Origin of the sequence: Comamonas serinivorans (assembly GCF_002158865.1) — a bacterium.
Classification (GTDB): domain Bacteria; phylum Pseudomonadota; class Gammaproteobacteria; order Burkholderiales; family Burkholderiaceae_C; genus Comamonas_E; species Comamonas_E serinivorans.
Genome location: NZ_CP021455.1, coordinates 2,690,976 through 2,715,501, shown reverse-complemented (window position 1 = coordinate 2,715,501; position 24,526 = coordinate 2,690,976). Strand labels below are relative to the sequence as shown.

15 protein-coding genes and 1 pseudogene are annotated in these 24,526 nt (G+C 70.1%); 11 read left to right on the top strand and 5 right to left on the bottom strand.

From position 1 onward, the window contains the following. Positions 1-4: 4 nt before the first annotated feature. Entirely contained in the window at positions 5-1,078 is a 1,074-nt protein-coding gene (gene miaA, locus CCO03_RS11460; protein WP_087281155.1) for a tRNA (adenosine(37)-N6)-dimethylallyltransferase MiaA, read from the bottom strand. A gap of 494 nt (positions 1,079-1,572) precedes the next feature. Between miaA and recC the strand changes: the two genes are divergently transcribed. The 8 genes and pseudogenes from recC to CCO03_RS11430 all read left to right on the top strand — a co-directional run bounded on the left by recC (position 1,573) and on the right by CCO03_RS11430 (position 17,452). Then, on the top strand, positions 1,573-5,703 hold the full coding sequence (gene recC, locus CCO03_RS20085) for an exodeoxyribonuclease V subunit gamma (RefSeq protein ID WP_169717467.1): 4,131 nt from the start codon (positions 1,573-1,575) through the stop codon (positions 5,701-5,703). Next, the gene (gene recB, locus CCO03_RS11450; protein WP_087281153.1) at positions 5,700-10,337 is read left to right on the top strand and encodes an exodeoxyribonuclease V subunit beta; all 4,638 of its coding nucleotides are present in this window, start codon (positions 5,700-5,702) and stop codon (positions 10,335-10,337) included. Before recC ends, recB begins: the two co-directional genes overlap by 4 nt. Beyond that, positions 10,334-12,589 (top strand): annotated as a pseudogene (locus CCO03_RS20780) (hypothetical protein); the annotation flags it as partial. The gene recB and the pseudogene CCO03_RS20780, both read left to right, overlap by 4 nt. A 6-nt stretch (positions 12,590-12,595) precedes the next feature. Next, entirely contained in the window at positions 12,596-14,545 is a 1,950-nt protein-coding gene (gene recD, locus CCO03_RS20775) for an exodeoxyribonuclease V subunit alpha (protein WP_418236060.1), read from the top strand. A gap of 336 nt (positions 14,546-14,881) precedes the next feature. Continuing rightward, positions 14,882-15,184 carry a hypothetical protein gene (locus CCO03_RS11440; RefSeq protein ID WP_157667654.1) on the top strand — a complete coding sequence of 101 codons (303 nt, stop codon included), beginning with the start codon at positions 14,882-14,884 and terminating at the stop codon, positions 15,182-15,184. Between the two features lie 107 nt (positions 15,185-15,291). Beyond that, positions 15,292-15,618 carry a hypothetical protein gene (locus CCO03_RS19800; protein ID WP_157667653.1) on the top strand — a complete coding sequence of 109 codons (327 nt, stop codon included), beginning with the start codon at positions 15,292-15,294 and terminating at the stop codon, positions 15,616-15,618. A 396-nt stretch (positions 15,619-16,014) separates the two neighbouring features. Then, positions 16,015-16,827: an IS5 family transposase gene (locus tag CCO03_RS11435; RefSeq protein WP_087275916.1), complete on the top strand. Its 813-nt coding sequence runs from the start codon at positions 16,015-16,017 to the stop codon at positions 16,825-16,827. Positions 16,828-16,984: 157 nt separating this feature from the next. Next, a complete protein-coding gene (locus tag CCO03_RS11430; RefSeq protein WP_205690295.1) occupies positions 16,985-17,452 on the top strand; it encodes a GNAT family N-acetyltransferase in 468 nt (155 codons plus the stop codon). A gap of 96 nt (positions 17,453-17,548) precedes the next feature. Here the strand turns inward: CCO03_RS11430 and CCO03_RS11425 are convergent, their stop codons facing one another. Next, entirely contained in the window at positions 17,549-18,469 is a 921-nt protein-coding gene (locus CCO03_RS11425) for a LysR family transcriptional regulator (RefSeq protein WP_087281147.1), read from the bottom strand. Positions 18,470-18,578: 109 nt separating this feature from the next. Here CCO03_RS11425 and CCO03_RS11420 point away from each other — a divergent pair, with 109 nt between their 5' ends. After that, positions 18,579-19,238: an NAD(P)-dependent oxidoreductase gene (locus CCO03_RS11420; protein ID WP_087281145.1), complete on the top strand. Its 660-nt coding sequence runs from the start codon at positions 18,579-18,581 to the stop codon at positions 19,236-19,238. A gap of 126 nt (positions 19,239-19,364) precedes the next feature. Here the strand turns inward: CCO03_RS11420 and CCO03_RS11415 are convergent, their stop codons facing one another. The 3 genes from CCO03_RS11415 to CCO03_RS11405 all read right to left on the bottom strand — a co-directional run bounded on the left by CCO03_RS11415 (position 19,365) and on the right by CCO03_RS11405 (position 22,932). Then, positions 19,365-20,234: a sulfurtransferase gene (locus tag CCO03_RS11415; RefSeq protein WP_087281143.1), complete on the bottom strand. Its 870-nt coding sequence runs from the start codon at positions 20,232-20,234 to the stop codon at positions 19,365-19,367. Positions 20,235-20,570: 336 nt separating this feature from the next. Further along, the gene (locus CCO03_RS11410) at positions 20,571-21,476 is read right to left on the bottom strand and encodes a DMT family transporter (RefSeq protein ID WP_087281141.1); all 906 of its coding nucleotides are present in this window, start codon (positions 21,474-21,476) and stop codon (positions 20,571-20,573) included. A 319-nt stretch (positions 21,477-21,795) separates the two neighbouring features. After that, positions 21,796-22,932: an aromatic ring-hydroxylating oxygenase subunit alpha gene (locus tag CCO03_RS11405; protein WP_087281139.1), complete on the bottom strand. Its 1,137-nt coding sequence runs from the start codon at positions 22,930-22,932 to the stop codon at positions 21,796-21,798. Between the two features lie 404 nt (positions 22,933-23,336). On the opposite strand from CCO03_RS11405, the gene xseB reads away from it, so the two are divergent. Further along, complete coding sequence (gene xseB, locus CCO03_RS11400) at positions 23,337-23,552, top strand: exodeoxyribonuclease VII small subunit (RefSeq protein ID WP_418236020.1); 216 nt, start codon at positions 23,337-23,339, stop codon at positions 23,550-23,552. Next, the gene (locus CCO03_RS11395; protein ID WP_236903784.1) at positions 23,545-24,459 is read left to right on the top strand and encodes a polyprenyl synthetase family protein; all 915 of its coding nucleotides are present in this window, start codon (positions 23,545-23,547) and stop codon (positions 24,457-24,459) included. The genes xseB and CCO03_RS11395 overlap by 8 nt, the downstream gene beginning before the upstream one ends. Positions 24,460-24,526 lie beyond the last annotated feature (67 nt).

The window sequence follows — 24,526 nt, the reverse complement described above, 5'->3', positions numbered from 1 at the left end:
GGCATCATGCCCCGGCACGGTTCAGCAGGGTGTGCGCTGCCGCCAGGGTGCGGGCCAGCGCGTCGGGCGCGTCGGCGGCGACGACGTGGCGCTGGGGCATGGCGCGCAGCCAGGTGATCTGGCGCTTGGCCAGCTGGCGGGTGGCGGCCACGCCGCGCTCGCGCAGCTCGGCCAGGGGAAAGCGGCTGTCCAGCGCCTCCCAGGCCTGGCGGTAGCCCACGGCGCGCATGCTGGGCAGATCGGGGTCGAGGTCGCCGCGCGCGCGCAGCGCCTGCACCTCGTCCAGAAAGCCGGCGGCCAGCATGGCGTCAAAGCGCTGGGCGATGCGCGCATGCAGCCAGCTGCGCTCCGCCGGCTCCAGGCTGATGAGGTGCACCGGCTCGTCGCCGAGCGGCTTGGCGGTCGCGGCGTCCGCCGCCGGCACGTTGGATGCCGATGGGCTCGCTGCGGGCAGGCCGGTCGCCGGACTGCCTGCTGCCGACGCATCCGTCGGTTCGGCCAGACCAGACGCCGGAGCGCGGCGGCCGTGCAGGCTGGACAAGGGCTTGCCGGTGACGCGCCAGACCTCGAGCGCCCGCTGGATGCGTTGGCTGTCTCCTGGCGCCAGCCGCGCGGCGGTCACGGGGTCGACCTGCGCCAGTTGCGCGTGCATGGCGGGCCAGCCAACCTGCGCGGCCTCGGCGTCGAGCGCGGCGCGCACGCCGGGGTTGGCTGCGGGCATGTCGTCCATGCCGTCGACCAGGGCCTTGAGGTAGAGCATGGTGCCGCCGACCAGCAGCGGCAGGGCGCCGCGGGCGCGGATCTCGGCCACCAGGCGCACGGCATCGCGCACGAACTCGGCCGCGCTGTAGGGCTGCAGCGGGTCGCGGATGTCGATCAGGTGATGCGGGCACACCGCGCGCTCGTCGGCCGTGGGCTTGGCCGTGCCGATGTCCATGCCGCGGTAGACCAGGGCCGAGTCCACGCTGATGATCTCGACCGGCACCGGAGCCGCCTGCGCCAGTGCCAGCGCAGCCGCGGTCTTGCCGGAAGCCGTGGGACCGGCGATGGCCAGGATGGGCAGGCGCGAAGCGGACATTTCGGGCTGGGGGTGAGGGACGGGGGATGCATTGTACCGAGCTGGGTATTCGGTCAGGGCGTTGGGTGGGTGATCGCGAAGTGCCACATACTCGCTGGTGGCTTTGCGGCTTCCACGCACGGTTGCAAGGGGTTCAGGCTCAAGTCTGTCGGCTTCCGGCGTGTCGGTCGCTGCCCTTGCCGTCGTCGCGATGTCGGTGCGCCGAGCCAGGCACAGCAGGCCGTGGTCTGAGGCGGGCCTGTGAGGCCGGGCTGGTGCCTGTCGATCCGCAAGGCGGACCAGCGCCCAAGCGCCCTTGCCGACGCCGCGGGCGGTCTTGAAACGGCGGATGAATGGGACAATGTGCGGTTCAAATCGCGGGTCGTTGGTGGGTGTTTCGTTGAGTGGGTGCGCATGCGGGTTCTGGATGGTGTGAGGTGGTGTGATCGCAAGGGATGCCAGGCCGGTGGGCCTGGATCCGGCGGCGGCGTGGGCCGCACGGTGAGGGGCTGCGCATGAGCCAGGCCACCCGTTTGACCCCCGGCCTCATGGTCATCCACGGCAACCGGCCCGAGGCGCTGTCGGAGCTGGTGCTCGCCTGGTGCCGGCGCCACCCGCTGCCGCCCCTGGCCAACGAGAGCGTGCTGGTGCAGAGCAACGGCATCGCGCAGTGGCTGAAGATGGCCTGGGCGCGTCCGCCCGAGGCCGGCGGTCTCGGTGTCTGCGCGGCCATGGCCATGAGCCTGCCCTCGCTGTTCCTGTGGCGCGCCTACCGGGCCGAGCTGGGTCGGGCGCAGGTGCCCGAACAGTCGCCGCTCGACAAGCAGGCCCTCACCTGGCGCCTGATGCGACTGCTGCCGCGCTTCGTGGCCGATGGGCAAAGCCCCAGCCTGTCGCGCTTTTTGGGCCAGGACGACCAGGGGCGCAAGCGGTTCCAGCTGGCCGAGCGCCTGGCCGACCTCTTTGACCAATACCAGGTCTACCGGGCCGACTGGCTGGGCGACTGGGCCGCCGGCCGCTGGGTGCTGCAGGGGGTGAGCGGCCAGCCCGGCGATGCGCGCCCCTTGCCCGAGGACCAAGTGTGGCAGGCCCGCCTGTGGCAGGCTGTGCTGGCCGACGTGGGCGAGGCCGGCATGCACAGCAGCCGGGCCAGCGTGCACCGGCGTTTCCTGGCGCACCGGCAATCGGGACGTGCCCCGGTCCATGCCGAAGACATGCCGGCGCGGGTGATCGTGTTCGGCATCTCCAGCATGCCGGCGCAGGCGCTCGAGGCGCTGGCCGCGCTGGCCAGCACCGTGCAGGTCGTGCTGTGCGTGCACAACCCCAGCATGCACCACTGGTCCGACACGCGGCCCGAGCGCGACCTGTGGCGCAGCGCCTACCGCCGCAACCCCAGCCTGCCGGCGCCCGAACTGGCGCTGCGCGTGGGCGAGGCGGGCGGCCACCCGCTGCTGTCGGCCTGGGGCCGGCAGGGGCGCGACTACGTGGGCCTCATCGACCGGCACGACGAGCCCGAGCAGTACCGCGACCGCTTCATGCCGCTCAACGGCGGACGCATCGATGTGTTCGAGCCGCCCGAGCCCGTCCACCTGCTCGCGCAGCTGCAGGACGACATGCTCAACCTGCGCCCGCTGCACGAGAGCCGCGCGCTGTGGCCGCCCGTGGACGTGACGCGGGACCATTCGCTGCGCTTTCACCGCGCGCATTCGGCGCAGCGCGAGGTCGAGGTGCTGCACGACCAGCTGCTGGCCTGCCTGGGGCGCGACGCCACGCTGGCCCCGCGCGACATCGTGGTCATGGTGCCCGACATCGAAGACTACGCACCGCACATCGCGGCCGTGTTCGGCCGCATGGCGCCCGGCGATGCGCGCCACATCCCCCACACCATCCTCGACCAGTCCGAGCGCACGCGCCAGCCCATGCTGCTGGCGCTCGAGCGCTTCATGGCCTTGCCCGAAGACCGGCTGCGCGCCAGCGAGGTGCTGGACTGGCTGGACGTGCCCGCCGTGCAGGCGCGCTTCGGCCTGGCCGAGGGCGATGCGGCGCTGGCCAAGCGCTGGATCGAGGGCGCGGGCGTGCGCTGGGGCCTCAACGCCGCGCACCGCGCGGAACTGGGCTTTGACCAGGTGGGCGAGCTCAACAGCTGGCAGTTCGGCCTGCGCCGCATGCTGCTGGGCTATGCCACCGGCGGCGCCGGGCCCGATCAGGTCTGGCAGGGCGTGCTGCCCTACGACGAGGTGGCGGGGCTGACGGCCGCCGTGCTCGGGCCGCTCACGGCCTTCATCGCCGCGCTGGCCGAGACCACGCGCGAGTGGCGCAGCGCCGCCACGCCCGAGGCCTGGGTCACGCGGCTGCAAGCCTTGCTCACGCGGTTTTTCGCGCCCAGCAACGAGGCCGAACGGGCCCTCATCGTGCAGCTGGGCCAGCTGGGCGACGACTGGCTGGCGCAGTGCGAGCTGGCCGGCTTCGACGAGCCGCTGCCCGCCACCGTGGTGCGCGAAGCCTGGCAGGGCCTGCTCGACGCCCCGCAGCTGGGCCGGCGCTTTTTGAGTGGCGGCGTGAGCTTCTGCTCGCTCATGCCCATGCGGGCGATTCCGTTTCGCCTGGTGTGCCTGCTGGGCATGAACGATGGCGATTACCCGCGCCAGAGCGTGCCCGCCGCGTTCGACCTGATGCAGCGCGACCACCGGCCCGGCGACCGCTCGCGGCGCGAGGACGACCGCTACCTGTTCCTCGAGGCCGTGCTCTCGGCGCGGGACGCCCTGTACGTGAGCTGGGTCGGGCGCGACATCCGCGACAACACCGAGGTGGCGCCGTCCACCCTGGTGGGCCAGCTGCGCGACCACGTGGCGGCGGGCTGGTGCCTGCAGGGCGGTGGCGCAGTATCACCCGATCCCCGTTGTGTAGAAAACGGTGACGGCAAGGTACTGCTCAACTGTTTGACGACGGATCATCCGCTGCAGCCGTTTTCTGCCGTGTACTTCGAAGGCCCGCCGGGGCCGGCCGTGGCGAGCCAGGCCAGCGACGTGGGCACGGCCCCGCTGGCCCGCGAGACCTTGCCGCCGCAGCGCATGTCCCCGCGTCTGGATGACGAGGAGGACTTCGGCGGCGATGACTTCGCCACGGCGGACGATGGGGCCGAGGCCGACGACGGCTTGCGCCCCGGCAGCGTGGGCCGGGCCGTTGGTGCCTCCGCCATGACGGCCGACATGCCGCCGGGTGGCGAGCAGGGCCAAGCCCGGGGCGGTGCGCCCGCGCCGGTGTCGCAGGCCGGCCCGGCGGCTGACCCGGAGGCGCCCGCAGCCGCGCTGGCGGCCCAGCCCCAGGTGCTGCCCTTCGAGGCCGAGCGCCTGCCGGCCGTCTTCACCTTTGCGAGCGAGTGGGCGCCGGTGGCGCTGCCGCCCGACTGGGTGCTGCCCGGCGCGCCCCAGGCCGCGCTGCCGGCCGATGCCGAGCCCCAGCGCCTGGACCTGGCCCAGCTTGCGCGCTTTCTGGCCAACCCGGTGGCGGCGTTTTTTGCCCAGCGCCTGCGCGTGCAACCCGTGGACGCGGCCGAGGCCGTGCGCGACGACGAGGCGTTTGCGCTCGATGGCCTGGCCCAGTGGCAGCTGCAGGCCGAGCTGATCGAGCCGCTGCAACATGCCGTGGACCGGTGGCAGGATGGCGCGGACCCGGCCTCGCCCCTGGCGCCGCTGCTGCAGGCGCAGCAGCTGGCCGGCAAGCTGCCGCTGCATGGCTTTGGTGAGGTGGCCCAGACCCAGCTGCACGCCAGCCTGGGCCGGCTGATGGCCCGCCATGCGCAAGCGGCCCAGGCCTGGCCGCAGGCGCTCGACGCGGTGTTCGCGCTCGACTGGTCGCGGCCGGCCACGGCCCTGCAGCCGGCCGTCAGCGTGCAGGCCAGCCTGCAGGGCCTGCGCCGCGCGCCGGACGGCGGCCTGGCCCACATCCAGCTGCTGCCGGGGCGCCTGCACCGCGGCAAGCAGGTCAAGCAACACCTGCTGGTGCGGCCCTGGGTGCAGCACCTGGCCTGGCAACTGGCCCTGGCCGATGCGGGCCTGCCGCAGGGCGCGCGCAGCCTCATCGTCAGCGAATCCGGCATCTGGTGCCTGGCGCCGCTGGCGCCCGACCAGGCCGCCGCCGCCTGGCGGGCCATCGTCGAGGCCTGGCTGCACGGCATGTGCCGGCCGCTGCCGGTGGCCTGCAGCACGGCGCTGGCCTGGCTGGACAAGCGCCAGGCGCTGCAGACGCGGGGCGGCGAGCCCGTGCTGGCGCGCTGGCCGGCGCCCAACGCCGCCAGCGCCCAGGCCTTGCAGGCCGCGCGCCAGGTGTACGAGGGCGGGTTTCAGCTGCGCGGCGAGTGCGACCAGTCGCCCTCGCTCAAGCGCAGCTACCCGCGGTTCGACGACCTGCTGCACGAGCCGGACGCTTTTGCCGACTGGGCCCTGCGCCTGTACCAGCCGCTGCTGCGCCACGGCCAGCCATGGGCGTCGAACGGGCAGGGCGACGGCGGGCACGGCCAGGGGCCGGGGGCTGGGCCCGATGCGGGTGGGTCCTGGTCGGCGGATGAGGACGCAGGCCATGGCTCCGGCCAGGAAGGGTTCGGCCAGGACATCGACCCTGCGCTGTGGGAAAGGGGCGAGGCATGAGCACCGAGTGGTTTGATTCGGGCTTCGACCCCCATGACGACGCCGGTGCCGAGCCCGGCCAGCCGGCCCACGCCACGCCGCCCTGGGACGACCTGCCGGCCGAGGGGGGCATGGCGGCCGCTCCCTGGGCGGAGGCCGTGGGACGCGAACCCACCGCCCACCGTCCGCTGGATGCAGCCGGCGCATTCGATGACGCAACCACCGCACGGGCCTCCTCGCCGGGTCTGCGTGGCGAGCCACGGCCTGAACCCCGGCCGCTGCCGACGCTCGACGCCTTGCGCCTGCCGCTGCGGGGCGCGCACCTGATCGAGGCCAGCGCCGGCACCGGCAAGACCTACACCATCGCCCAGCTCTACCTGCGGCTGGTGCTGGGCCACGGCGGCAGCGGACCGGACGGCTCGGGTTTCGTGCGGGCGCTGACGCCGCCCGAGATCCTGGTCGTGACCTTCACCGACGCCGCCACGCACGAGCTGCGCGACCGCATCCGCCAGCGCCTGGGCGAGGCGGCCGCCGCGTTCGAGGCGCCGGCCGGTGACGAAGCCGGAGCCGGCGACGACCTGCTGCGCCTGAAGGGCGACTTCACGCCCGAGCAATGGCCGGGCTGTGCGCGCCTGCTGCGCGTGGCCGCCGACTGGATGGACGAGGCCGCCGTGTCCACCATCCACAGCTGGTGCTACCGCATGCTGCGCGAACACGCCTTCGACAGCGGCAACCTGTTCACGCAGACCCTGCTCAGCGACGAAAGCGAGCTGCTGCTGCAGGCGGCGCAGGATTACTGGCGGCAGCAGTTCTATGCGCTGGACGCGAACGAGGCGCGGGTGCTGAGCCAGCTCATGCCCGGCCCCGAGGCGCTGGTGAAGGCCATCCGGCCGCTGCTGGCGCAGGACGACGCGGCCTGGCAGTTTGGCGACCAGGCCCTGGACCCCACGGTGTCCCCGGCGCGCCTGCTGGCCGAGGTGGCGCAGCACAGCCGCGAGTCCGAACGGCTGCAGGACGCGGCGCGCACCGCCTGGGCGGCCGCGGCCGACCGGCTGGAGCGCCAGTTCCGCACCTGGCTGCCCATGCTCAACGGCCAGCGTTACAGGGGCAAGGAGCAGCACCTGGAGACCTGGCTGGCCGACCTGCGGCGCTGGAGCGAGGGCGGCGACGCCCCGCGCGGCAAAGGCCGCAAGGACATCGCCTACTTCGGGCTGTCGGGCATCCGGCTGGCGGGCGGGCAGCTGCCGCCACCGCACCCGGCCTTTGTCGCCATCGACGACTGGCTGGCAGTGGCCGACAACGAACAGGCCAAGGGGGACCACCAGGCGCTGCGCGCCCAGCTGCTGGCCCACGCGACCTGGCAGATCCGGGCCGGGCTGGCGCGCGAGAAGCAGCGCCGGGCCGAGCTGGGCTTTGACGATGTGCTGCGGCGCCTGCACCAGGCCCTGACGGCGCCGCATGGCCCGGTGCTGGCCGGCCGCATCCGCGCGCAGTTCCCGGTGGCCATGATCGACGAATTCCAGGACACCGACCCGTTGCAGTGGGGCATGTTCAAAGCGGTGTATGGTGCCCATGCCGATGCTACAGAAACGGGCGAGGCTGGTGCTGCCATGCAAGGGGACGGTGACGACCACGCGCTGCTGCTGATCGGCGATCCCAAGCAGGCCATCTACGGTTTTCGCGGCGCCGACATCCACACCTACCTGCAGGCGCGCCAGGCCACCGAGGGGCGCCACCACTCGCTGGGCACCAACTACCGCTCCACCCAGGCCATGGTCCACGCCGTGAACGCGGTGTTTGGCTGGGCCGAGGCGCACTTTCCCGAAGCCGCTTTCCGCTTCGCCCAGGGCGAGGGCGCACCGCCCTGGCCGGCCGCGCAAGGCCTGCTGCCGCTGGGGCGTGACGGTGGCGCGGGCGCCGTGCGCCGGGCCGCCGCGGCCAACCCCATGCCGTTCACGCCCGTGGTCGCCCACGGCCGCGCCGAACGCCTGGTGCTGGCGGGCCAGCAGGCCAGCGCGCTCACCTGGTGGTGGCTGGCGCCCGAGGCCGGGCAGGACACCGTGTCCGCCAGCCTGTACCGCCGCCACATGGCCGAGTCCTGCGCCTCGCAGCTGGTCGACTGGCTGACGGCCGTGCCGCAGGGCGACACGGGTTTCCTGCAGGCCGATGGCCGCATCCGCCCGCTGCGCCCGCGCGACATCGCCGTGCTGGTGCGCGATCGCCTCGAGGCCGAGGCCATTCGCCAGGCCATGGCCGCGCGCGGCATCGCCAGCGCCTACCTGTCCGAGCGCGAATCGGTGTTCGACAGCCGCGAAGCGCAGGATTTGGCCGTCTGGCTCGAAGCCGTGCACGCCGACGCCCAGGCCCGGCCCCTGCGCGCCGCGCTGGGCACGGCCAGCATGGGCCGCAGCCATGCCTGGCTGGAGCGCCTGAACCACGACGAAGCCGTGTGGGACGACATGGTGCAGCGCTTTCGCGGCTACCGGCAGCTGTGGCTGGCGCAGGGCGTGCTGCCCATGGTGCGTCAGCTGCTGCAGGACTTCGCGCTGCCCTCGGCCTGGCTGGCCCAGCCGCAGGGCGCGCGCACCCTGACCAACATGCTGCACCTGGCTGAATGGCTGCAGACCCAGGCGCCGCTGCACGACAGCCCGCAGGCCCTTCTGCGCGAGCTGGCGCGCCAGATGGACGCCCCGGGCGAGGCCGGCGATGCCGCGCGGCTGCGGCTAGAAAGCGACGACGACCTGATCAAGGTCGTCACCATCCACAAGTCCAAGGGGCTGGAGTACCCGCTGGTGCTGCTGCCCTTCATGGCCAGCTGGAAGAGCCTGCGCGCCCACACCAGCCTGCTGCTGCCGGCGAACGAGGCCTCGGACGGGCGGCGCGTGAACCTGGACCCCAAAGACCCCGCCGACAAACCGCTGGCCGAGCTGGAGCGCCAACGCGAAGACCTGCGCCTGACCTATGTGGCGCTGACGCGCGCCCAGCATGCCGTGTGGCTGGGCGTGGCGCCCCTGGTCGTGGGGCAGGCCAGAGACTGCCAGGTGCACGAGAGCGCCATCGGCTACCTGGTGGGCGGCACGCGTCCGCGCAGCGGGCCGGCCTTTGCGCAGCAGGTGCAGGCGCTGTGCGACGACAGCGACCAGGCCGCGCGCGCCCTGGGCATCCCCGGCCGCACCATGCAGCGGCTGCCGGCGCCGGCCATCCACAGCCGGCGCTGGGCTGGCGAGGCCGCGGCCCCGCGCCGCATCGTCACGCGTGCGGCCCCGCCGCGCCACTGGCAGCCGTGGTGGATCGCCAGCTACTCGGCGCTGACCAGTGACTTGCTGCACGAAGACGGCTTGACGCTGCCCATGGCCGGCGAGCTGCCGGCGGACGCCCTGGCCCAGCCCGCGGGACCGGGCGCGGCGGACCCGGCGGATGGCCGGGTCGCACAAGGTCAGCAGCGAGATGGGGTGAATGGGGTATGGATCGATTCCCGTCATCCTGAAATCGGCAAATGGAGCATACCCCGTGAGACGGAGCAGGGATTGCCCACCCGCCCGCACGCCGAGCCCGAAAGCCCCGCCAGCGAAGACGCCTTCGAGCTGGCGCTGGCCAGCCACGTCGACGCGCAACTGGCCCTGGCGCAGCAAGAGGCCCGCGAGGCCGCGCTGGACGACACCGACTGGGACGGCCTGCGGCGCGAAGCGGCACGCCTGGCGGCCCCGCCGCAAGGCCTGCACGCCTTTGCGCGCGGGGCCGAGGTCGGCACCTTCTGGCACGAGCTGCTGCAGCTGGCGGCCATGCAGGGCTTTGCGCGCATGGCCGAAGCCCCCGACAAGCTGGGGGAGCTGGTGGCGCGCCGCGCCCGCGTGCGGGGCTGGGGCGACCAGGCACCCGCACTGACCCAATGGCTGCTGCAGTGGCTGCACATGCCGCTGCCCCTGCAGGCCGCTGCTGGCCACGGCCTGCCCGACCTGCCTGCAGAGCCGGCGCCCACGGCACCCACCGTGCGCCTGGTGGACCTGCCGGCCGGGCGCATGCAGGCCGAGCTGGAGTTCTGGCTGCCGGTGCACGATGCGGCCGCCCAGCGCATCGACGCCGTGGTGCGCGCCCACATCGAGCCCGGCTGGGCGCGGCCCGCGTTGTCGCCGCTGCGCCTGCGCGGCATGCTCAAGGGCTACATGGACGTGGTGTTCGAGGCGCCGCGGGCTGCGACGTTGGCGCCTGTGCCCGAGGCGGGCGCACTGCCCGACCACGACGCGAGCATGGCCGTGGATGTGAACGATGAGGGGGTACGCAACGCTGCCAATGAACTGGAAATCGGTTCCGGTGCATACTCCGATGAGGCAGGGCGTTTTTACGTGCTGGATTACAAAAGCAACTGGCTGGGCCCGGACGACGCCAGCTACCATCCCGATGCCGTGCGCGCCGCGGCCCTGGCCAACCGCTACGACCTGCAGGCCGCGCTCTATGCGCTGGCGCTGCACCGCCTGCTGCGCACGCGCCTGCCGGACTACGACCCCGCACGCCACCTGGGCGGCAGCCTGACCTGGTTCCTGCGCGGGAGCGCGCGGGCCGACGGCGGCGTCTGGGGGTGCGCGGCGACGCCGGCCCTGCTGGACGAGCTTGATGCCCTGTTTGAGGCGGCGGGCCACGTGGAGGGGCAGGCATGAGCACGCGCGACCTGTTTGACGACCTGTTCGGCGCCGAGCCGGACGATGCGCTGGCCGGGGCCGACGCGTCGCCCACGCGGTTTCTGCCGCCCAACGCGGTGCCGCCGGTTGCGCCGGCCCTGCCGCCGACCCCGTCGCGTCCCCAGACCCCAGCGCCCGCGCGGTCCGGCCAGGTGAGGCCCAACCTGGCGCCGGTGAAGGGTCTGGGCGCATCGGCCGGCCTGTTCGATGCGCCCGCCTGGGACGAGGCGGTGGAGCCGCGCGGACCCGGTGCCGCCGTCCCTGGCGTGGCGGATGAGGAAACGGTGGCGGAAGCAGCGGTGGATGAAACGGCGGCTGGCGAACCAGCGGCTGACGAAACAGCGGCTGATGCCACAGCGGCGGCGACGCCCGATCCGCGCCTGCCGCCTGCGGCAGCCGCCGAGGCGGCGACCTCGTACCCGGTGACCATCGGCCCAGGAGCATCCGGCCCCGCACCCGCCTTGGTGCCGCTGGATGACTCGGGCGAGGACTTCCTCGATGCCACGCCGCTGCCCGACCCCGTGCCGCGCAGAGCGTCGCGGTCACCGGCGCCACCGCCAGACCGCCGGGCCGTGGCGCCGGGCCGCGCCGCAGGCGAGGCGGCCGCGCAGCCGGCCGTGCCGCGGGCGTCTGACTTGGGCTCGCCACCCGAGTCCAGCGTGCCGTTGCAGCGGCCCACGGTGCCCGCCGTGGCGCCGCGCCGCGCGCGCGCAGCCGGCAACCCGCCTGCGCCAGCCGACGAGGTCCGCGTGGCTGACCCGTCCGACGTCCAAGGCGGTCTGACCGGACACGACGGCACCCGAATCGGTGAGGCCGACGACTGGCCGCCGCCGGACCGCGGCGACGACTGGCCGGCCGCGCCGCGCCAGAGCGCTTCGGTCGCGGCGCCAGAGCCCATGGACGATTGGCCGCCGCCCTTGCTGGACGATGCCGCGATCAACCAGGCGCTGGCCGACGCCCGCGACGAGGCGCCGGACTGGGGCTGGTTCGATGAGCCGGCGCCGGCGGGGCGCGATGCACCAGCCGACGTCCCGGGCGCGCGTGAGCAGGACGCCGACGCGTGGTCGTTCAGCCCCTGGGACGAGCCCGGTTCTGCGCCGGCTGCGCCCGCGACGGCTGCCGGGACGGCTCCTGCGGCTGCGCCGACGCCGGCCCGGGACGAGGCGCCGACACCCGCGCCGGTCATCCCTGAGCCGGTTGGCGCCGCGCGACCGACCACGATGAACGCGGAGGACGCCGACGACACGGCCATGGTGCGTGCGCAAATGCCGTTCGGCAGCCTGGCCGAGGCGGATGGCAACGGGTCGGCACCGGGCCAACCCCGCCATCCGCGACACGCTGTCGACGCCGGCGAACCGCGCTTGGCACGCGATGCGCTGCGGGCAGCGCCACGCGGACCGTGGCTGGCGCCTGTGGCGGCCGCGGCCACAGACATGACGCCAGGCCTCGGCCTGGTTGACGCTGCACGCCCCGCGCTGGAGGCGCCCAGCCCTGCCGACCTCGCCAGTCCACAGCAGGCCTTGCGCGCGCAGGTTCAGGCCTGGGTACAGGCCGAACAACTGCGCCCGCTGGAGCTGGCCTTGGCCGACTGGTTGCTCGAGCTGGAGCCCGCCATGCCGCCGCTGGCGCTGCTGGCGGCCGTGCTGGCTTCGCACCAGCTGGGGCGCGGCCACGTCTGCCTGGACCTGGCGGCCTGCCTGCGCCACGGCGCGCGAACGCTGGGGTGGCAGCGCCCATCGCCCGAGGCGAGCGTCGCCGTGCCGCCGGCCGATGCGGCAGACGCGGTGCGGCAGGCCGTGGCGGGGGCAGCGCAGCCCGAGGGCGCAGCGCCGGGCGGTGCGACCACTGCAACGCCAGCGGCAGCAACGCCCGCGGATCCGCCCGCAGTGTCGGCCTCGCCAGATTCGGCGTTGTGGCCCGAGTGGGGCGACGCGGCGCCAGGCGACTGGCCGCCGATGTCGGATGCGACCACGGCCGGCCACCGCCCACGCGCCGCTGATCTGCCGGCGCTTGCCACGTCCGGCAACGACGCGGTGCCCGGCGCGGTGGATGCGGTGCAGCACGCCGCCGGGCTTTCGGCTGGCAGCGTGCCGGGTGATGCGGTGGGTGGCGCGGCGCCCTTACAAGGCGCAGGTCCGGCCGGGCAGGCCGCAAACCCGGTTGCCACGCCCATGGACGCCCTGCACGGCGTGACCCTGGCCGAATGGCAGGCACAGCTCGCCGCCAGCAGCCAGGTGATGGCGGGCGAGGGGGCATCGCCGCTGGTGCTGCGCGGGCCGCGCCTGTACCTGCGCCGCACCTGGCAGGACGAACAGACCGTGCGCGCCGCCATCGCCGCCCGCGTGGGCAGCCCCGCGGCCCGGGCCCAGCGCGATGCCTGGGCGCCAGCCCAGTGGCGCGCCGCGCTGTCGGCCCTGTTTCCCGCGCCCGCGGACGACGACGGCGCCATGGACTGGCAGCAAGCCGCCTGTGCCATGGCGGCCTCGCAGGGCTTTTGCATCATCACGGGGGGGCCAGGCACCGGCAAAACCACCACCGTGGTGAAGTTGCTGGCCTTGCTGCAGGCCATGGCGCTGACCGGTGTGGGTGCCGGCGCGGTGGCCGAGGGCTTGGCCCCGCTGGCTGGCCGGTCGGCCGGCACGCCGCTGCGCATCGCGCTGGCCGCCCCCACGGGCAAGGCCGCGGCGCGCCTGGGCGAGTCCATCAGCGGCGCGCTGGCACGGCTCGATGTGCAGGGTCTGGCCATGGCCATGCAGAGTATGCAGCCATCCTCGTTTTTTGATGAACGGGAAGTGGTTGATACCCCTTCAAACTTGAGCGAGGCACCCAGCGCACAGACCTTGCTCGCGGCCATCCCCACCGGGGCGCAGACCCTGCACCGCCTGCTGGGGCCGCGGGCCGACAGCCGGCATTTCTGGCACCACGCGCACCGGCCGCTGCCGGTGGACGTGCTGGTGGTGGACGAGGCCTCCATGGTCGACCTGGACATGATGGCGCGGCTGATGCAGGCGCTGCCCCCGCAGGCCCGCCTGGTGCTGCTGGGCGACAAGGACCAGCTCGCGTCGGTCGAGGCCGGGGCCGTGCTGGGCGAACTCTGCAGCCGCGCGGTGAAGGGGCATTTCAGCGCCGCCACCGCGGACTGGCTGCAGGCCGTGACCGGGCGCAGCGTGCCGCGTGACCTGCAGGACGCCAACGGCACCGCGCTGGACCAGGCTGTGGTCATGCTGCGCCAGAGCCACCGCTTTGGCGCCGATTCGGGCATCGGCCAACTGGCGGCCGCCGTGAACGCGGGCGAGCCGCGCGCGGTGCGGGCGCTGCGCCAGCGCCGCCTGCGCGACCTGCAGTGGCTGGCCGTGACCCAGCCGCAGGCACCGGCCCTCGCGCAGCTGGTGCTCAACGGGCAGGGCGCCGGCCTTGTGGCCGAGCCGCAACCCGGCGCGCCTTCGTCAGCGGCCCGTCTGGCGCGCCCGCAAGGCCACGGCCACTACCTGAGCGTGATGCGCGCGGGCGAAGCCGCCTGGCGCGCGCGCGCCCAGCAGGTGGGCGTGGCGCCCGACGATGCCGCGCTGGACGCCTGGGCGCTGTCGGTGCTGCAGGCCCAGCGCCAGTTCCAGCTGCTGTGCGCTTTGCGCCAGGGCGCCTGGGGCGTGGAGGGCTTGAACCGCCGCATCGCCCGCTGGGCCATGAACGCCGGCCTGGTGCAGGTGCAGGGCAGCTGGTGGGCCGGGCGCCCGGTGATGGTGACGGCCAACGACTATGGCCTGGGGCTGATGAATGGCGACATCGGCGTGACCCTGGCGCGGCCGGTGGCCGGGCGCTCAGCGGTGAGCGAACTGGGCACGCGGCTGTCCGTGGCCTTTGCCGCGCCCGACCGGCCCGGCGGCGTGCGCTGGGTGTCGCCCAGCCGCCTGACGCAGGTGGACACGGTGTTCGCGATGACGGTGCACAAGTCGCAAGGCTCTGAGTTCACGCACGCGGCCCTGGTCATTCCGCCGGCCTGGAACCCCGTGCTGACGCGCGAGCTGGTCTACACCGGCATCACGCGCGCCAGCCACTGGTGTTCGCTGGTGCTGGCCGGCGCCCATGGCGAGGAGGTGCTGGAACTGGCCGTGAAACGCCGCGTGCTGCGCGCGAGCGGGCTGCTGGCGGATGCGCTGGAGGGCTCGAGGCATGAGTCGCGAGCCTAGGCTTGCTGGCCGCTTGATGGGTGCAAGCGCGGTTGTGGCTCATGTCCAAAAGGCGACGCCTGCTGGTCAAGCAGCAGCGCAGCCTGCGGTGGCAGTGGGTCCAAGCTTGCGTGTACCTTCGCTGCACCCATGTCCTGCGGATGCTGTTTGTTGTGATACAAAATGAAATGCCGCGTCCAGCAGATGATCCGCAAAATTTGAAGTTTGCCTAAATGGGTGGGTGTCTGGGGTTGTGTGGGTCCGTGTGAGACGACCCCGTTTATCCGACTGCGCGGAGCATGCTCCTCGTCGTCTAATTTTAGTTAGGCGTCACAAACAACCCAAGGGGAGAGGCTCGTGCATTTTGATCCATCAATAACTGACGAAGATGAGCTTTGGCTTTTTGAGCGTATAGCCCAGCAGTTGCAGAAGACATATAGGCATAGCGAAGCGGCCTCCATCGCTCTGATCAATGCCTACTACAAGCGCTTCACGGATGCTTCCTTCTGCGAACGCTTTGATCTATCGCTGCAAACGACTGACTTCTTCTCGCGGGAGGAGTCTCTTAACATGGCTGATCGCGTCCAGTTCTTTGAACACCTTAGGAACGCCCCAAACGAACAGGAATTTATCCAGTGGCAACGAAGCGTTCGCCTATGAGCGCTGAGCGCCGCCTAACTGGTTGGTCAAGCCGACGCCCACAAGCTCCGCTTGCGGGTGCCCTCCGTGCTTCGCACTCCGGCGCGGCTTACCGCAGGCGTTAGGCCTTGCAAGGACAGATCATGGCGTTAGCAAAGATCATCAAAGCTCCAACCACAGGCCGCGGTTACTTCATAACCACGACCAAAAATACTGCAATCCCCCAGAGAGAAACGCTGGAAGAGGGCATTGTCAATCTTGTAACTGCTCTTGGCGCAGAGGTAATTCACAAGCAACTCGGCTCAAGGGGTGCGTACTTCTATGAGGTACAAGGCAGTGGGTTTAGCGGCTTCCAGAGCGCATCCACACCATTCTTAAGTTGTCCCGCAGGCTCGCCGGTGGCGGCAGGGCCTAACAATTCATTCAAGCCGACGCCGCTTCGCGGCGCGGCTTAATTCAGGCGTTAGGGCCCACGAGAATGATTCCAGGCGTTCATGACAGTCTCTTAGTCGGCTACTCGGTCAACTCCGAGAGCCAGGAGTTACTTCTTTCCATCAAACCTGTTCATGGCTCCGCCCCAGCGCCATTCACCGTTCTGTTTCTAGGTGTCGTCGCACACAGCTTCGACACACCTGTCATGCCGGCCATTCTCTACGGCATCACCCGCGTACCCGCCGGCGACCTTATCCGTCAGGACTGGCCTGCCATTGAGCAGGGATACAAGCTTGGTGGCTGGCCCGGGCCTTGGGCGGACAGCCTAGTCAATGCCACTGACTTCGCAGATTCAAACGGTCTTAGAGCGTGTTATGAACTTTGATCGATGAAGAAATTGCCGCAGGTAGAGTGCGGCGATGCCCCGCAAGCCCTACCCGACGGACATCAGCGATGAAGAATGGAGCTTCGCTGCACCGTATCTGACGTTGATGGACCAACACGCCCCACAGCGTGAACACGACCTGCGCGAAGTCTTCAACGCGCTACGCTGGCTGGTCCGGGCAGGTGCTCCGTGGCGCATGCTGCCCAATGACCTGCCGCCGTGGGAGGCTGTGTATCAACAAAGCCGCCGGTGGCTGGACGCCGGCTGTTTCGAGGCGATGGTGTCGGACCTGCGGTCCATCATTCGAGTAGCCCAAGGCCGCCAGGGCCAGCCGAGCGCAGCGGTGATGGACGGACGCACCTTGCAGTCGAGCTGCGAGAGCGGCCCGCGCGCAGGCTACGACGGCTACAAGCGCAAGCGAGGCAGCAAAGTCCACATGGCAGTGGACACCCTGGGCCATCTCCTGGCAGTCCATGTCACCCCGGCCGATGAGCAGGAGCGAGTGCAGGTGAACAGGCTGTGTGAAGCGGTGCAGCAAGCAACTGGCCATACGGTGGAGACTGCGTGGGCAGACCAGGGTTACACAGGAGCAAATGCACGTCAGGCAGCCAAGGACAACGGCATCGACTTGCAGATCGTGAAGTTGTCCGAGGCGAAGAAAGGCTTCGTGCTGCTGCCCCGGCGCTGGGTGGTCGAGCGCAGCTTCGGCTGGCTGGCGAGATTCCGCCGGCTTTCGCGGGACTACGAGCGGCTATCCGAAGTCCTCAGCGGTCTGCATTTCCTGGTCTTCGCGGTGCTCATGCTCCCTGCTGCTGCTCGGGTGCTGGCTGCTACTGGAAGTTCATAACACGCTCTAGTGGGTTCCACATTGAGTCAAGTTATGGCCTGTCTGGCTGGGTTCTTGCTCAATCGGTTGGGTTTCACGCAAGTGGGCCCTAACAATTCATTCAAGCCGACGCCGCTTCGCGGCGCGGTTTAGTTCAGGCGTTTGCAACAGAACGAAAATGTCGCTACTGATCCATGAAATTCCAACAGCGGATGCGCCAATGAGGTTGCTACTGCTTGCCGACCCGTCGGAAGACAAGGTTCGCTCCTACCTTCCACGATCAAAATGCTTCGTTGCTTCATGCGGTGGAGTTGTTGTCGGTGCATGTGTCGTCCAGCCACTTGGTGCGGCCGCATATGAGCTAATGAGCATTGCCATACAACCAGCCCATCAGAAATCCGGCTATGGCGCAGCACTCTTACAGTGGGTCATTGATTTTTTTCGTAAATCGGGGGCGAGTCAAATAGAGGTGGGAACCGGTACATTTGGATATCAGTTGGCCTTCTACCAGAGACAGGGCTTCAGGGTGACGGCCATTGATCATGATTTTTTTGTGAAAAACTATCCCGAGCCAATATTCGAGGATGGCATTCAACTCTTTGACATGTTACGTCTTACACTAAGGTATACCGGCAGTGTTGCCTAACAATTCATTCAAGCCGACGCCGCTTCGCGGCGCGGCTTAATTCAGGCGCTAGCCTCATATTTCAAGTGCATTGCCATCTGGAGTGGACTTGTCTTTTCACCGCATCGGGTTCACCCCCTCCAGCCGCTCGAAGTAGGCCCGCAGCACCTCGATGCCTTGACGCACCTTGGCGGGCAGGGCGTCGCGCTGCGGCGTGAGCGCCCAGATGTCGAGCTGGCCCAGGTCCCAGTCGGGCAGCAGGCGCACCAGGGCGCCTTGGCTGAGGCGGGCGGCCACGTCGTGGGCCGACAGCAGGGCCAGGCCCAGGCCGGCTTCGCAAAAATGCTGCACGGCGGCGCGCTGGTTGCTCACCAGGGCCAGCGGCAGTTGCAGCTGCACCTCCTCGCCACTGGGGGCATGGCGCGCCTGCAGGCGCTGCATGGGGTGGTGGTCGTCTTGCCCCATGCCCAGCCAGGGCAGGGTGTGCAGCTCGGCCGGGTGGCGGGGCACCGTGCCCAGGGTGTGCAGCCAGCGGGGTGAGGCGCACAGCACGGTGGCGCTGCGGCCCAGGTGGCGGGCGACCCAGTTGGAGTCGGGCAGGTGGCCAAAGCGCAAGGCCAGGTCCACGCGGGCCTGCACGAGGTTGACCGGGGCGTCGTCCGCGAGCAGGCACAGGCGCAGGCCCGGGTGCTGGCTCAGCCACTCGCCCAGCGCGGGCGCCGCGTGGTGCACAAAGCCTGCGGGCGTGGCCAGGCGCAGCTCGCCGCTGGGGCTTTGGTGTTCGGCGGCCAGTTCGGCCCGGGCCCGGGCGGCGGCGTCGCTCAGCGCGGCACATTGGCGGTAGAAGCGCTGGCCGGCGTCGGTGAGCGAGATCTGCCGTGTGGTGCGGTGCAGCAGCGTGAGGCCGGCGTCGCGCTCCAACTGGCGGATGTGCTGGCTCACGGCCGAGGGCGTCATGTCGAGGTGGCGCGCTGCGGCGCTCATACCGCCGTGCGTCACCACGGCGGCGAAGATGGCCATGCGTTTGAGGTCGTCCATCGCGCGATTGTGAAGTGTGGCTTCAAGGTGATGGCGGTTTCAGGGACTTTTTCGCGGGTTGGCTGGCGCCTAAGCTTCAGGTCTGTTCAAACACCGATGGGGTGATAACGTGAAAGTGGCATTGATTGGCGCAACGGGTTTTGTGGGGGCGGCGGTGCTGGCCGAGTTGGTGGCACGCGGCCACGAGGTGGTGGCCTTGGTGCGCAAGCCCGAGTCCCTGGCCGTGTCTGCACAGGTGCACGCCGTGCAGGCCGATGTGTTGCAGGCCGAGGCCGTGCAGCGCGGCGTGGCGGGGGTCGATGGCGTGATCAGCGCCTACAACGCGGGCTGGACGAACCCCCACATCTACGACGATTTCATGACCGGCTCGCGCGCCATCGTGCAGGGCCTGAAGGCGGCGGGCGTGACGCGCTACCTGGTGGTGGGCGGTGCGGGCAGCCTGTATGTGGACGGCAAGCAGCTGGTCGATTCGCCCGATTTTCCGGCGGCGATCAAGCCCGGGGCCTCGGCAGCGCGCGACATGTACACCGAGCTGCAAGGCGAAACGACGCTGGACTGGACCCTGTTGAGCCCACCCGTGGGGTTTCATGGTGGCTCGGCCGCGCAGGCGCTGGGCCGCACCGGGCACTACCGCACGGGGGCCGATGAGCCGCTGATGCAGGCCGATGGCTCGCCCGGCGACATCTCGGTGCAGGACCTGGCCGTGGCGCTGGTGGATGCGCTGGAGCAGGGCGCGCACGTGAAGCGGCGCTTCACCGTCGCGCACTGAGTCGGGCTGAGCCTTGCGAGGCGGCCGCGTTGGCCTTGGGCCTGGGCCACCGGTTGGCTCGGTGCGGGCAGAGCCGATGCCCGTCGGCAGCAAGGCGCGCGGCAAGTGCTGGTCCGTGGGCGCCGGTCAGGCCTCGCCGCGGGCCACGGGGGCGCCAGGGGTGTTGCACCACTCGCTCCAGCTGCCGGCGTACAGCGGCATGGGGGCGTAGCCGGCCAGCTCCATGGCGATCATGTTGCTCACGGCGCTGATGCCGCTGCCGCACTGGTGCACGACGGTGGCGGGCGGGCGCCCGGCCAGCAGCCGCTCGAAGTCGGCGCGCAGCGTGTCGGTGTCCTTGAAGCGGCCCTGGGGGTCGAAGTTGTCGCTCGACGGCCGATTGAGCGCGCCGGGGATGTGGCCGGCCACGGGGTCCAGCGGCTCGACCTCGCCGAGAAAGCGCGGGCGGCCGCGGGCGTCGATCAAGGTCTGGCTGCCAGGCTGGTCGAGCAGGGCCGCCACCTGGGCCTGGGTGCGCAATTCGCGCAGCGGCGGTTGCAGCGCAAACGTGCTGGCCGGGTGGACGGCGGCGTCGCCCGACGACACCGCGCCACCTGCCGCCTGCCAGGCCGGCAGGCCGCCGTCGAGCACGGCGACGGCGTCGTGGCCCAGCCACTTCAGCATCCACCACAGGCGCCCGGCGAAGACGCTGCTTTGGCGGTCGTAGACCACGGCCTGCATGTCGTTGCGAAAGCCGATCTGCGACAGCCAGCTTGCCACCTGCTCGCGTGTGGGCAGGGGGTGGCGGCCGCCGTTGATGGCGTGTTCGGCGTCGTGCGCGCTGAGGTGGCGCTCGGCATTGGCCCGCACGGCCCCGGCGATGTGCACGCTGGCGAACTGCGCATCGCCGGCGGCCTGGTCCATGAGTTCGTTGCTGGCATCGAACACCATCAGCGGCGAGCCGGCGGTCACGAGCGATTGCAGCTGGGCGGGGGTGATCAGCGTGGGGTAGGTCATGGCGACAGAGGTCCAGGAAGCGGCAAGGGGATGAGCGGCTGGCGAGGCACGGGTGACCAGTGCGGCGTCGCTCGGCAGGGGCACATCCTAGTCCGAGGCGATGAGCCCTCTCGTGCGTGTGGCGCGATGGCAGCCCGCGGCGCGGACGAGAATGGCCACGGCAGCAGCCTTCGATGCAAAGCCCTGAGCAACAGGGGAAGGCGGACCTCCGGTGTCGATCGGTGCCTTGTCGCCGGCCTGAGTCGGTTGCAGCACTCCCAGAGGGGCCTTCCCACAGCGCGATGTTAAACATGATCGCCCGCATTCCCCATCGACCTCGGCTTTCGCACGCCAGGCTCAGTCGGCCTTGGCGGCGATGGCCTTGGGTTCGGGGCGGGCCGGTACGGCACGGCCGCGCAGCAGTGTGGCGGTGATGCCGCTGGCCACGATGAGGAAGATGCCCAGCCAGCCCACGAGCGGGATCTGGTCGCCGAACAGGATGGCGCCGTAGATGGCGGCGAACACGATGCCGGCGTAGTTCAGGTTGGCCACGACGATGGTCGAGCCGCGCGAGTATGCGCGCGTCAGGCACAGCTGGCCCAGGGCGGCCAGCACGCCCAGGCCCACCAGCCACCAGATTTGGGGCCAGTGCCAATGGAAGCCCTCGAACAGCGCCGCGCCGACCAGGCCCACGACGGTGCAGGCGAGCGAGAAATAGAACACCGTGCGCGATTCGGGCTCGCCCATGCGGGCCAGGGCCGCCACCTGCAGCACGGCCATGGCGGCCATCAGGCCGGACATCAGCCCCACCAGGCCCGGAAAGAGCTGGTCCTCGCCCATGGTGGGGCGAAGCATGAGCAGCACGCCGGCAAAGCTGGTCACGACGGCCAACGCCAGCGGCATCTGGCGGCGGATGTCGCCCAGCCCGCCGGTGAGCAGCGTGCTGGCCAGCACGAAGACGGCGACCCACACGCTGCTCATGTAGTTGAGGGTGAGGGCGGTGGCCAGCGGCAGGTGGCCGATGGCGTAGTACCAGGCCGTCATGGCCGACACGCCGACCACGTTGCGCCAGACGTGCATGCCGGGCAGCCGCGTGGCCAGCGTCACACGTTGGGCGCGGCAGATGACGAGCATGACCAGCATGCCGATGAGGCCGCGGTACATCACGATCTCGAAGAAGCCGTAGTGCGCCGATGCGTACTTGACGCCGACCGCCATGCTGGCAAAGAAAAAGGCGGCGGCGATCATCCAGGCGGCTTGCATGAGACTACGGGCGCCTGCGAGGGCGCGGCAAGGGGGCTAAAACGGTGCAATCGCGGTGAATCGCGTCTGCAGTCAATGGGGAGTATGGGGTTGCCACCGTTTTTCAATCAACGGCAACGAGGGCATACTGCTTGTTTTGAGGAGTTGTTCCAGAGGGTTCGGGCGGACAGCGGGCGTGGCCGCCGCATCGTCCTGCGGGCAGGCGGCGGGTGCAGCCAGTCGGCCGTGCCAGCGCACACCGGATGCCCTCAAAAATGGCCCCATCACCACGGTGGGTGCGGGGCCAGCAGGCGGGGTGACTATCGCATGGGGCGGGCGCTCAGGCTGTCACGCTCATGCCCATGCGGCTGCGATACCACTCATGGAAATGCTGCATGCCGTCTTCCATGGGGCTTTGGTAGGGGCCGGTTTCGTTGTCGCCGCGCTCCCACAGGGCCTTGCGGCCGGCGTCCATGCGCTCGGCGATCTCGTCGTCCTCGATGCAGGTTTCCATGTAGGCGGCGCGCTGGGCTTCGACGAAGTCGCGCTCGAAGGCGACGATTTCCTCGGGGTAGTAGAACTCGACCATGTTCAGCGTCTTGTGCGGGCCCAGGGGGTGCAGCGTGGACACGGTGAGCACATTCGGGTACCACTCGACCATGATGTGTGGGTAGTAGGTCAGCCAGATGGCGCCGTGCTGCGGCTGTTTGCCCTGGTTGTACTTGAGCAACTCGTCGTGCCAGCGCCGGTAGACCGGGCTGCCGGGCTTGGCCAGCTCGTTGGCGACGCCCACGGTCTGCACCGAGTAGTCGTCGCCGAACTCCCAGGTCAGGTCGTCGCAGGTGACGAACTGCCCCAGGCCGGGGTGGAAGGGGCCGACGTGGTAGTCCTCGAGGTAGACCTCGATGAAGGTCTTCCAGTTGTAGTTGCACTCGTGCAGCTCGACGTGGTCGAGCGCCATGCCCTCGAAGCTCAGCTGCTGGCTCGGGCCCAGGCGCGCCAGATCCGCTGCGATGTCGCGCCCGTTGTCCTCGAACAGCAGGCCGTTCCAGTTGCGCAGGCCGTACTGGTTCAGGTTCAGGCAGGGGTCGTGCGAGAAATGCGGCGCGCCCAGCAGCTCGCCCCGGTCGGAGTACGTCCAGCGGTGCAGGGGGCAGACGATGTTGCCGCCGGCCGAGCCTTTCTGCTGCGTCGTCAGGTTGCCGCGGCCCTTGAGCATGATGGCCTGCCGGTGGCGGCACACGTTGGACAGCAGCTGGATGTGGCCCCGCGCATCGCGCACCAGCGCACGGCCTTCACCCTCCTGGGGCAGGGCAAAGTAGCTGCTGGGTTCCGGAACGCTCAATGCATGCCCCACATAGCGGGGCCCTTGCTGGAAGAGCAACCTCATCTCGCGCTCGTACAGCGCCTGGTCGAAATAGCTGGAGACGGGGAGTTGAGAAACCGCCTGCTGGAGTTGAAGACTTAAATCAGACATCGTGTCCTGACCTAGAGACTCCCCCTATGAAGGGGCAGGGATGGCGCGCTTTCGAAAAAGCGCGGCGAGCAGCCACGTCGGTGTGGAATTCCTTGCACAGCCTGGGTGACGAGGCAGGCCATCGGCCCTCGCCCCACCGATTCAGCCTGTGCTTGAAACCGAAATGGCAAACCGCGTATTGTAACGGCTTGGGGGGCGCTTGCCGAAGCGGGCGCCAATCCCTCACGCCGGGCCGGCGCTTGTCGCCGGAGCCCCCAGCGCAGGTCCGGCTGCACGAGCGCCCTTAAAATCAGGCGCTTTCCCTTTGGATGCGGGCCGCTGGTCGGTCTCATCACGCGCGGCAACGGCCGCTTTGCGCTTTCTACATGGCCAAGGCACACACTTCCCCCACACCTCTTCCCCTCTTGCCCGAGACCTATGAGCTCGCCCTTCAGGAGCTGGAGCAGCTGGTGAGCACCATCGAGTCGGGCGCCATGCCGCTGGAGGCCCTGTTGAGTTCCTACCAGCGGGGCGCCCAGCTGCTGGGGTTTTGCCGCGCCCGGCTGGATGCGGTGGACCAGCAGGTCCGCCTGCTTGATGGCACGCCGCTGGAGGTGGGGGAGGACGATGAAGATGCCTGAGTTCAATTTTTCCGCGTGGATGCATCAGGGGCTGGCGCAGGTCGAGCAAGGCTTGGCGCGCTGGGTCGGCGAGGCTGCGCCCACCGCCTTGCGCGACGCCATGCGCTATGCCGTGCTCGATGGCGGCAAGCGCCTGCGGCCGTTGCTGGTGCTGGCAGCCGCGCAGGCTGCTGCTCAGGCAGATGACAAGTCATTAAACGAGGCGTATGCAATTCGTGCCGCTTGCGCGGTGGAGTTGATCCATGCGTACTCCCTGGTGCATGACGACATGCCGTGCATGGACAACGATTTGCTGCGCCGCGGTAAGCCCACGGTGCACGTGCAGTTCGGCGAGGCCATGGCGCTGCTCGCGGGCGATGCCCTGCAGGCGCTGGCGTTTGAGTTGCTGACGCCCGAAGGCGACGACGCGTTGGCCGGTGTGCAGGCCCGGCTGTGTCGCGCGCTGGCCGTTGCGGCCGGTGGTCAAGGCATGGCCGGCGGTCAGGCCATCGATCTGACCAGCGTGGGCAAGGCCCTGAGTGAAGACCAGCTCAAGCGCATGCACGAGGCCAAGACCGGTGCCTTGCTGAAGGCCAGCGTGCACATGGGGTGGCTGAGCCAGGATCCAGCGCCTGACCAGGCCGGTTGGCCTCAGCTGGAGCGCTACGGCCACGCCGTGGGCTTGGCGTTCCAGGTGGTGGACGACATCCTCGATGTGACCGCCGATTCGGCCACGCTGGGCAAGACCGCGGGCAAGGATGCGCAGGACAACAAGCCGACTTACGTGTCCATCCTGGGGTTGGAGGCCTCGCGCGCCTATGCTGGACAGCTGCGGGATCAGGCCCTGTCGGCGCTGGCGGAGAGCCACCTGCCCGATGTGCAGGCCTTGCGCGAGCTGGCCCTGATGGTGGTGGACCGCCAGCATTGACCGTGCGTGATCGCACCGCCCCTCCTTGTCGTGTCGCCCAGAGAGTCCCTGTGGGTCTGACGCCATC

What these genes read in the sequence shown, in the direction of transcription:
- CCO03_RS11435 (WP_087275916.1), top strand. Translation starts at nt 16,015, where the DNA reads ATGCCCCGCAAGCCCTACCCGACGGACATCAGCGATGAAGAATGGAGC.
- CCO03_RS11405 (WP_087281139.1), bottom strand. Translation starts at nt 22,932, where the DNA reads ATGTCTGATTTAAGTCTTCAACTCCAGCAGGCGGTTTCTCAACTCCCC.
- miaA (WP_087281155.1), bottom strand. Translation starts at nt 1,078, where the DNA reads ATGTCCGCTTCGCGCCTGCCCATCCTGGCCATCGCCGGTCCCACGGCT.
- recD (WP_418236060.1), top strand. Translation starts at nt 12,596, where the DNA reads ATGGCGGGCGAGGGGGCATCGCCGCTGGTGCTGCGCGGGCCGCGCCTG.
- recC (WP_169717467.1), top strand. Translation starts at nt 1,573, where the DNA reads ATGAGCCAGGCCACCCGTTTGACCCCCGGCCTCATGGTCATCCACGGC.
- CCO03_RS11410 (WP_087281141.1), bottom strand. Translation starts at nt 21,476, where the DNA reads ATGCAAGCCGCCTGGATGATCGCCGCCGCCTTTTTCTTTGCCAGCATG.
- CCO03_RS11415 (WP_087281143.1), bottom strand. Translation starts at nt 20,234, where the DNA reads ATGACCTACCCCACGCTGATCACCCCCGCCCAGCTGCAATCGCTCGTG.
- recB (WP_087281153.1), top strand. Translation starts at nt 5,700, where the DNA reads ATGAGCACCGAGTGGTTTGATTCGGGCTTCGACCCCCATGACGACGCC.
- CCO03_RS11430 (WP_205690295.1), top strand. Translation starts at nt 16,985, where the DNA reads ATGTCGCTACTGATCCATGAAATTCCAACAGCGGATGCGCCAATGAGG.
- CCO03_RS11425 (WP_087281147.1), bottom strand. Translation starts at nt 18,469, where the DNA reads ATGGACGACCTCAAACGCATGGCCATCTTCGCCGCCGTGGTGACGCAC.
- CCO03_RS11395 (WP_236903784.1), top strand. Translation starts at nt 23,545, where the DNA reads ATGCCTGAGTTCAATTTTTCCGCGTGGATGCATCAGGGGCTGGCGCAG.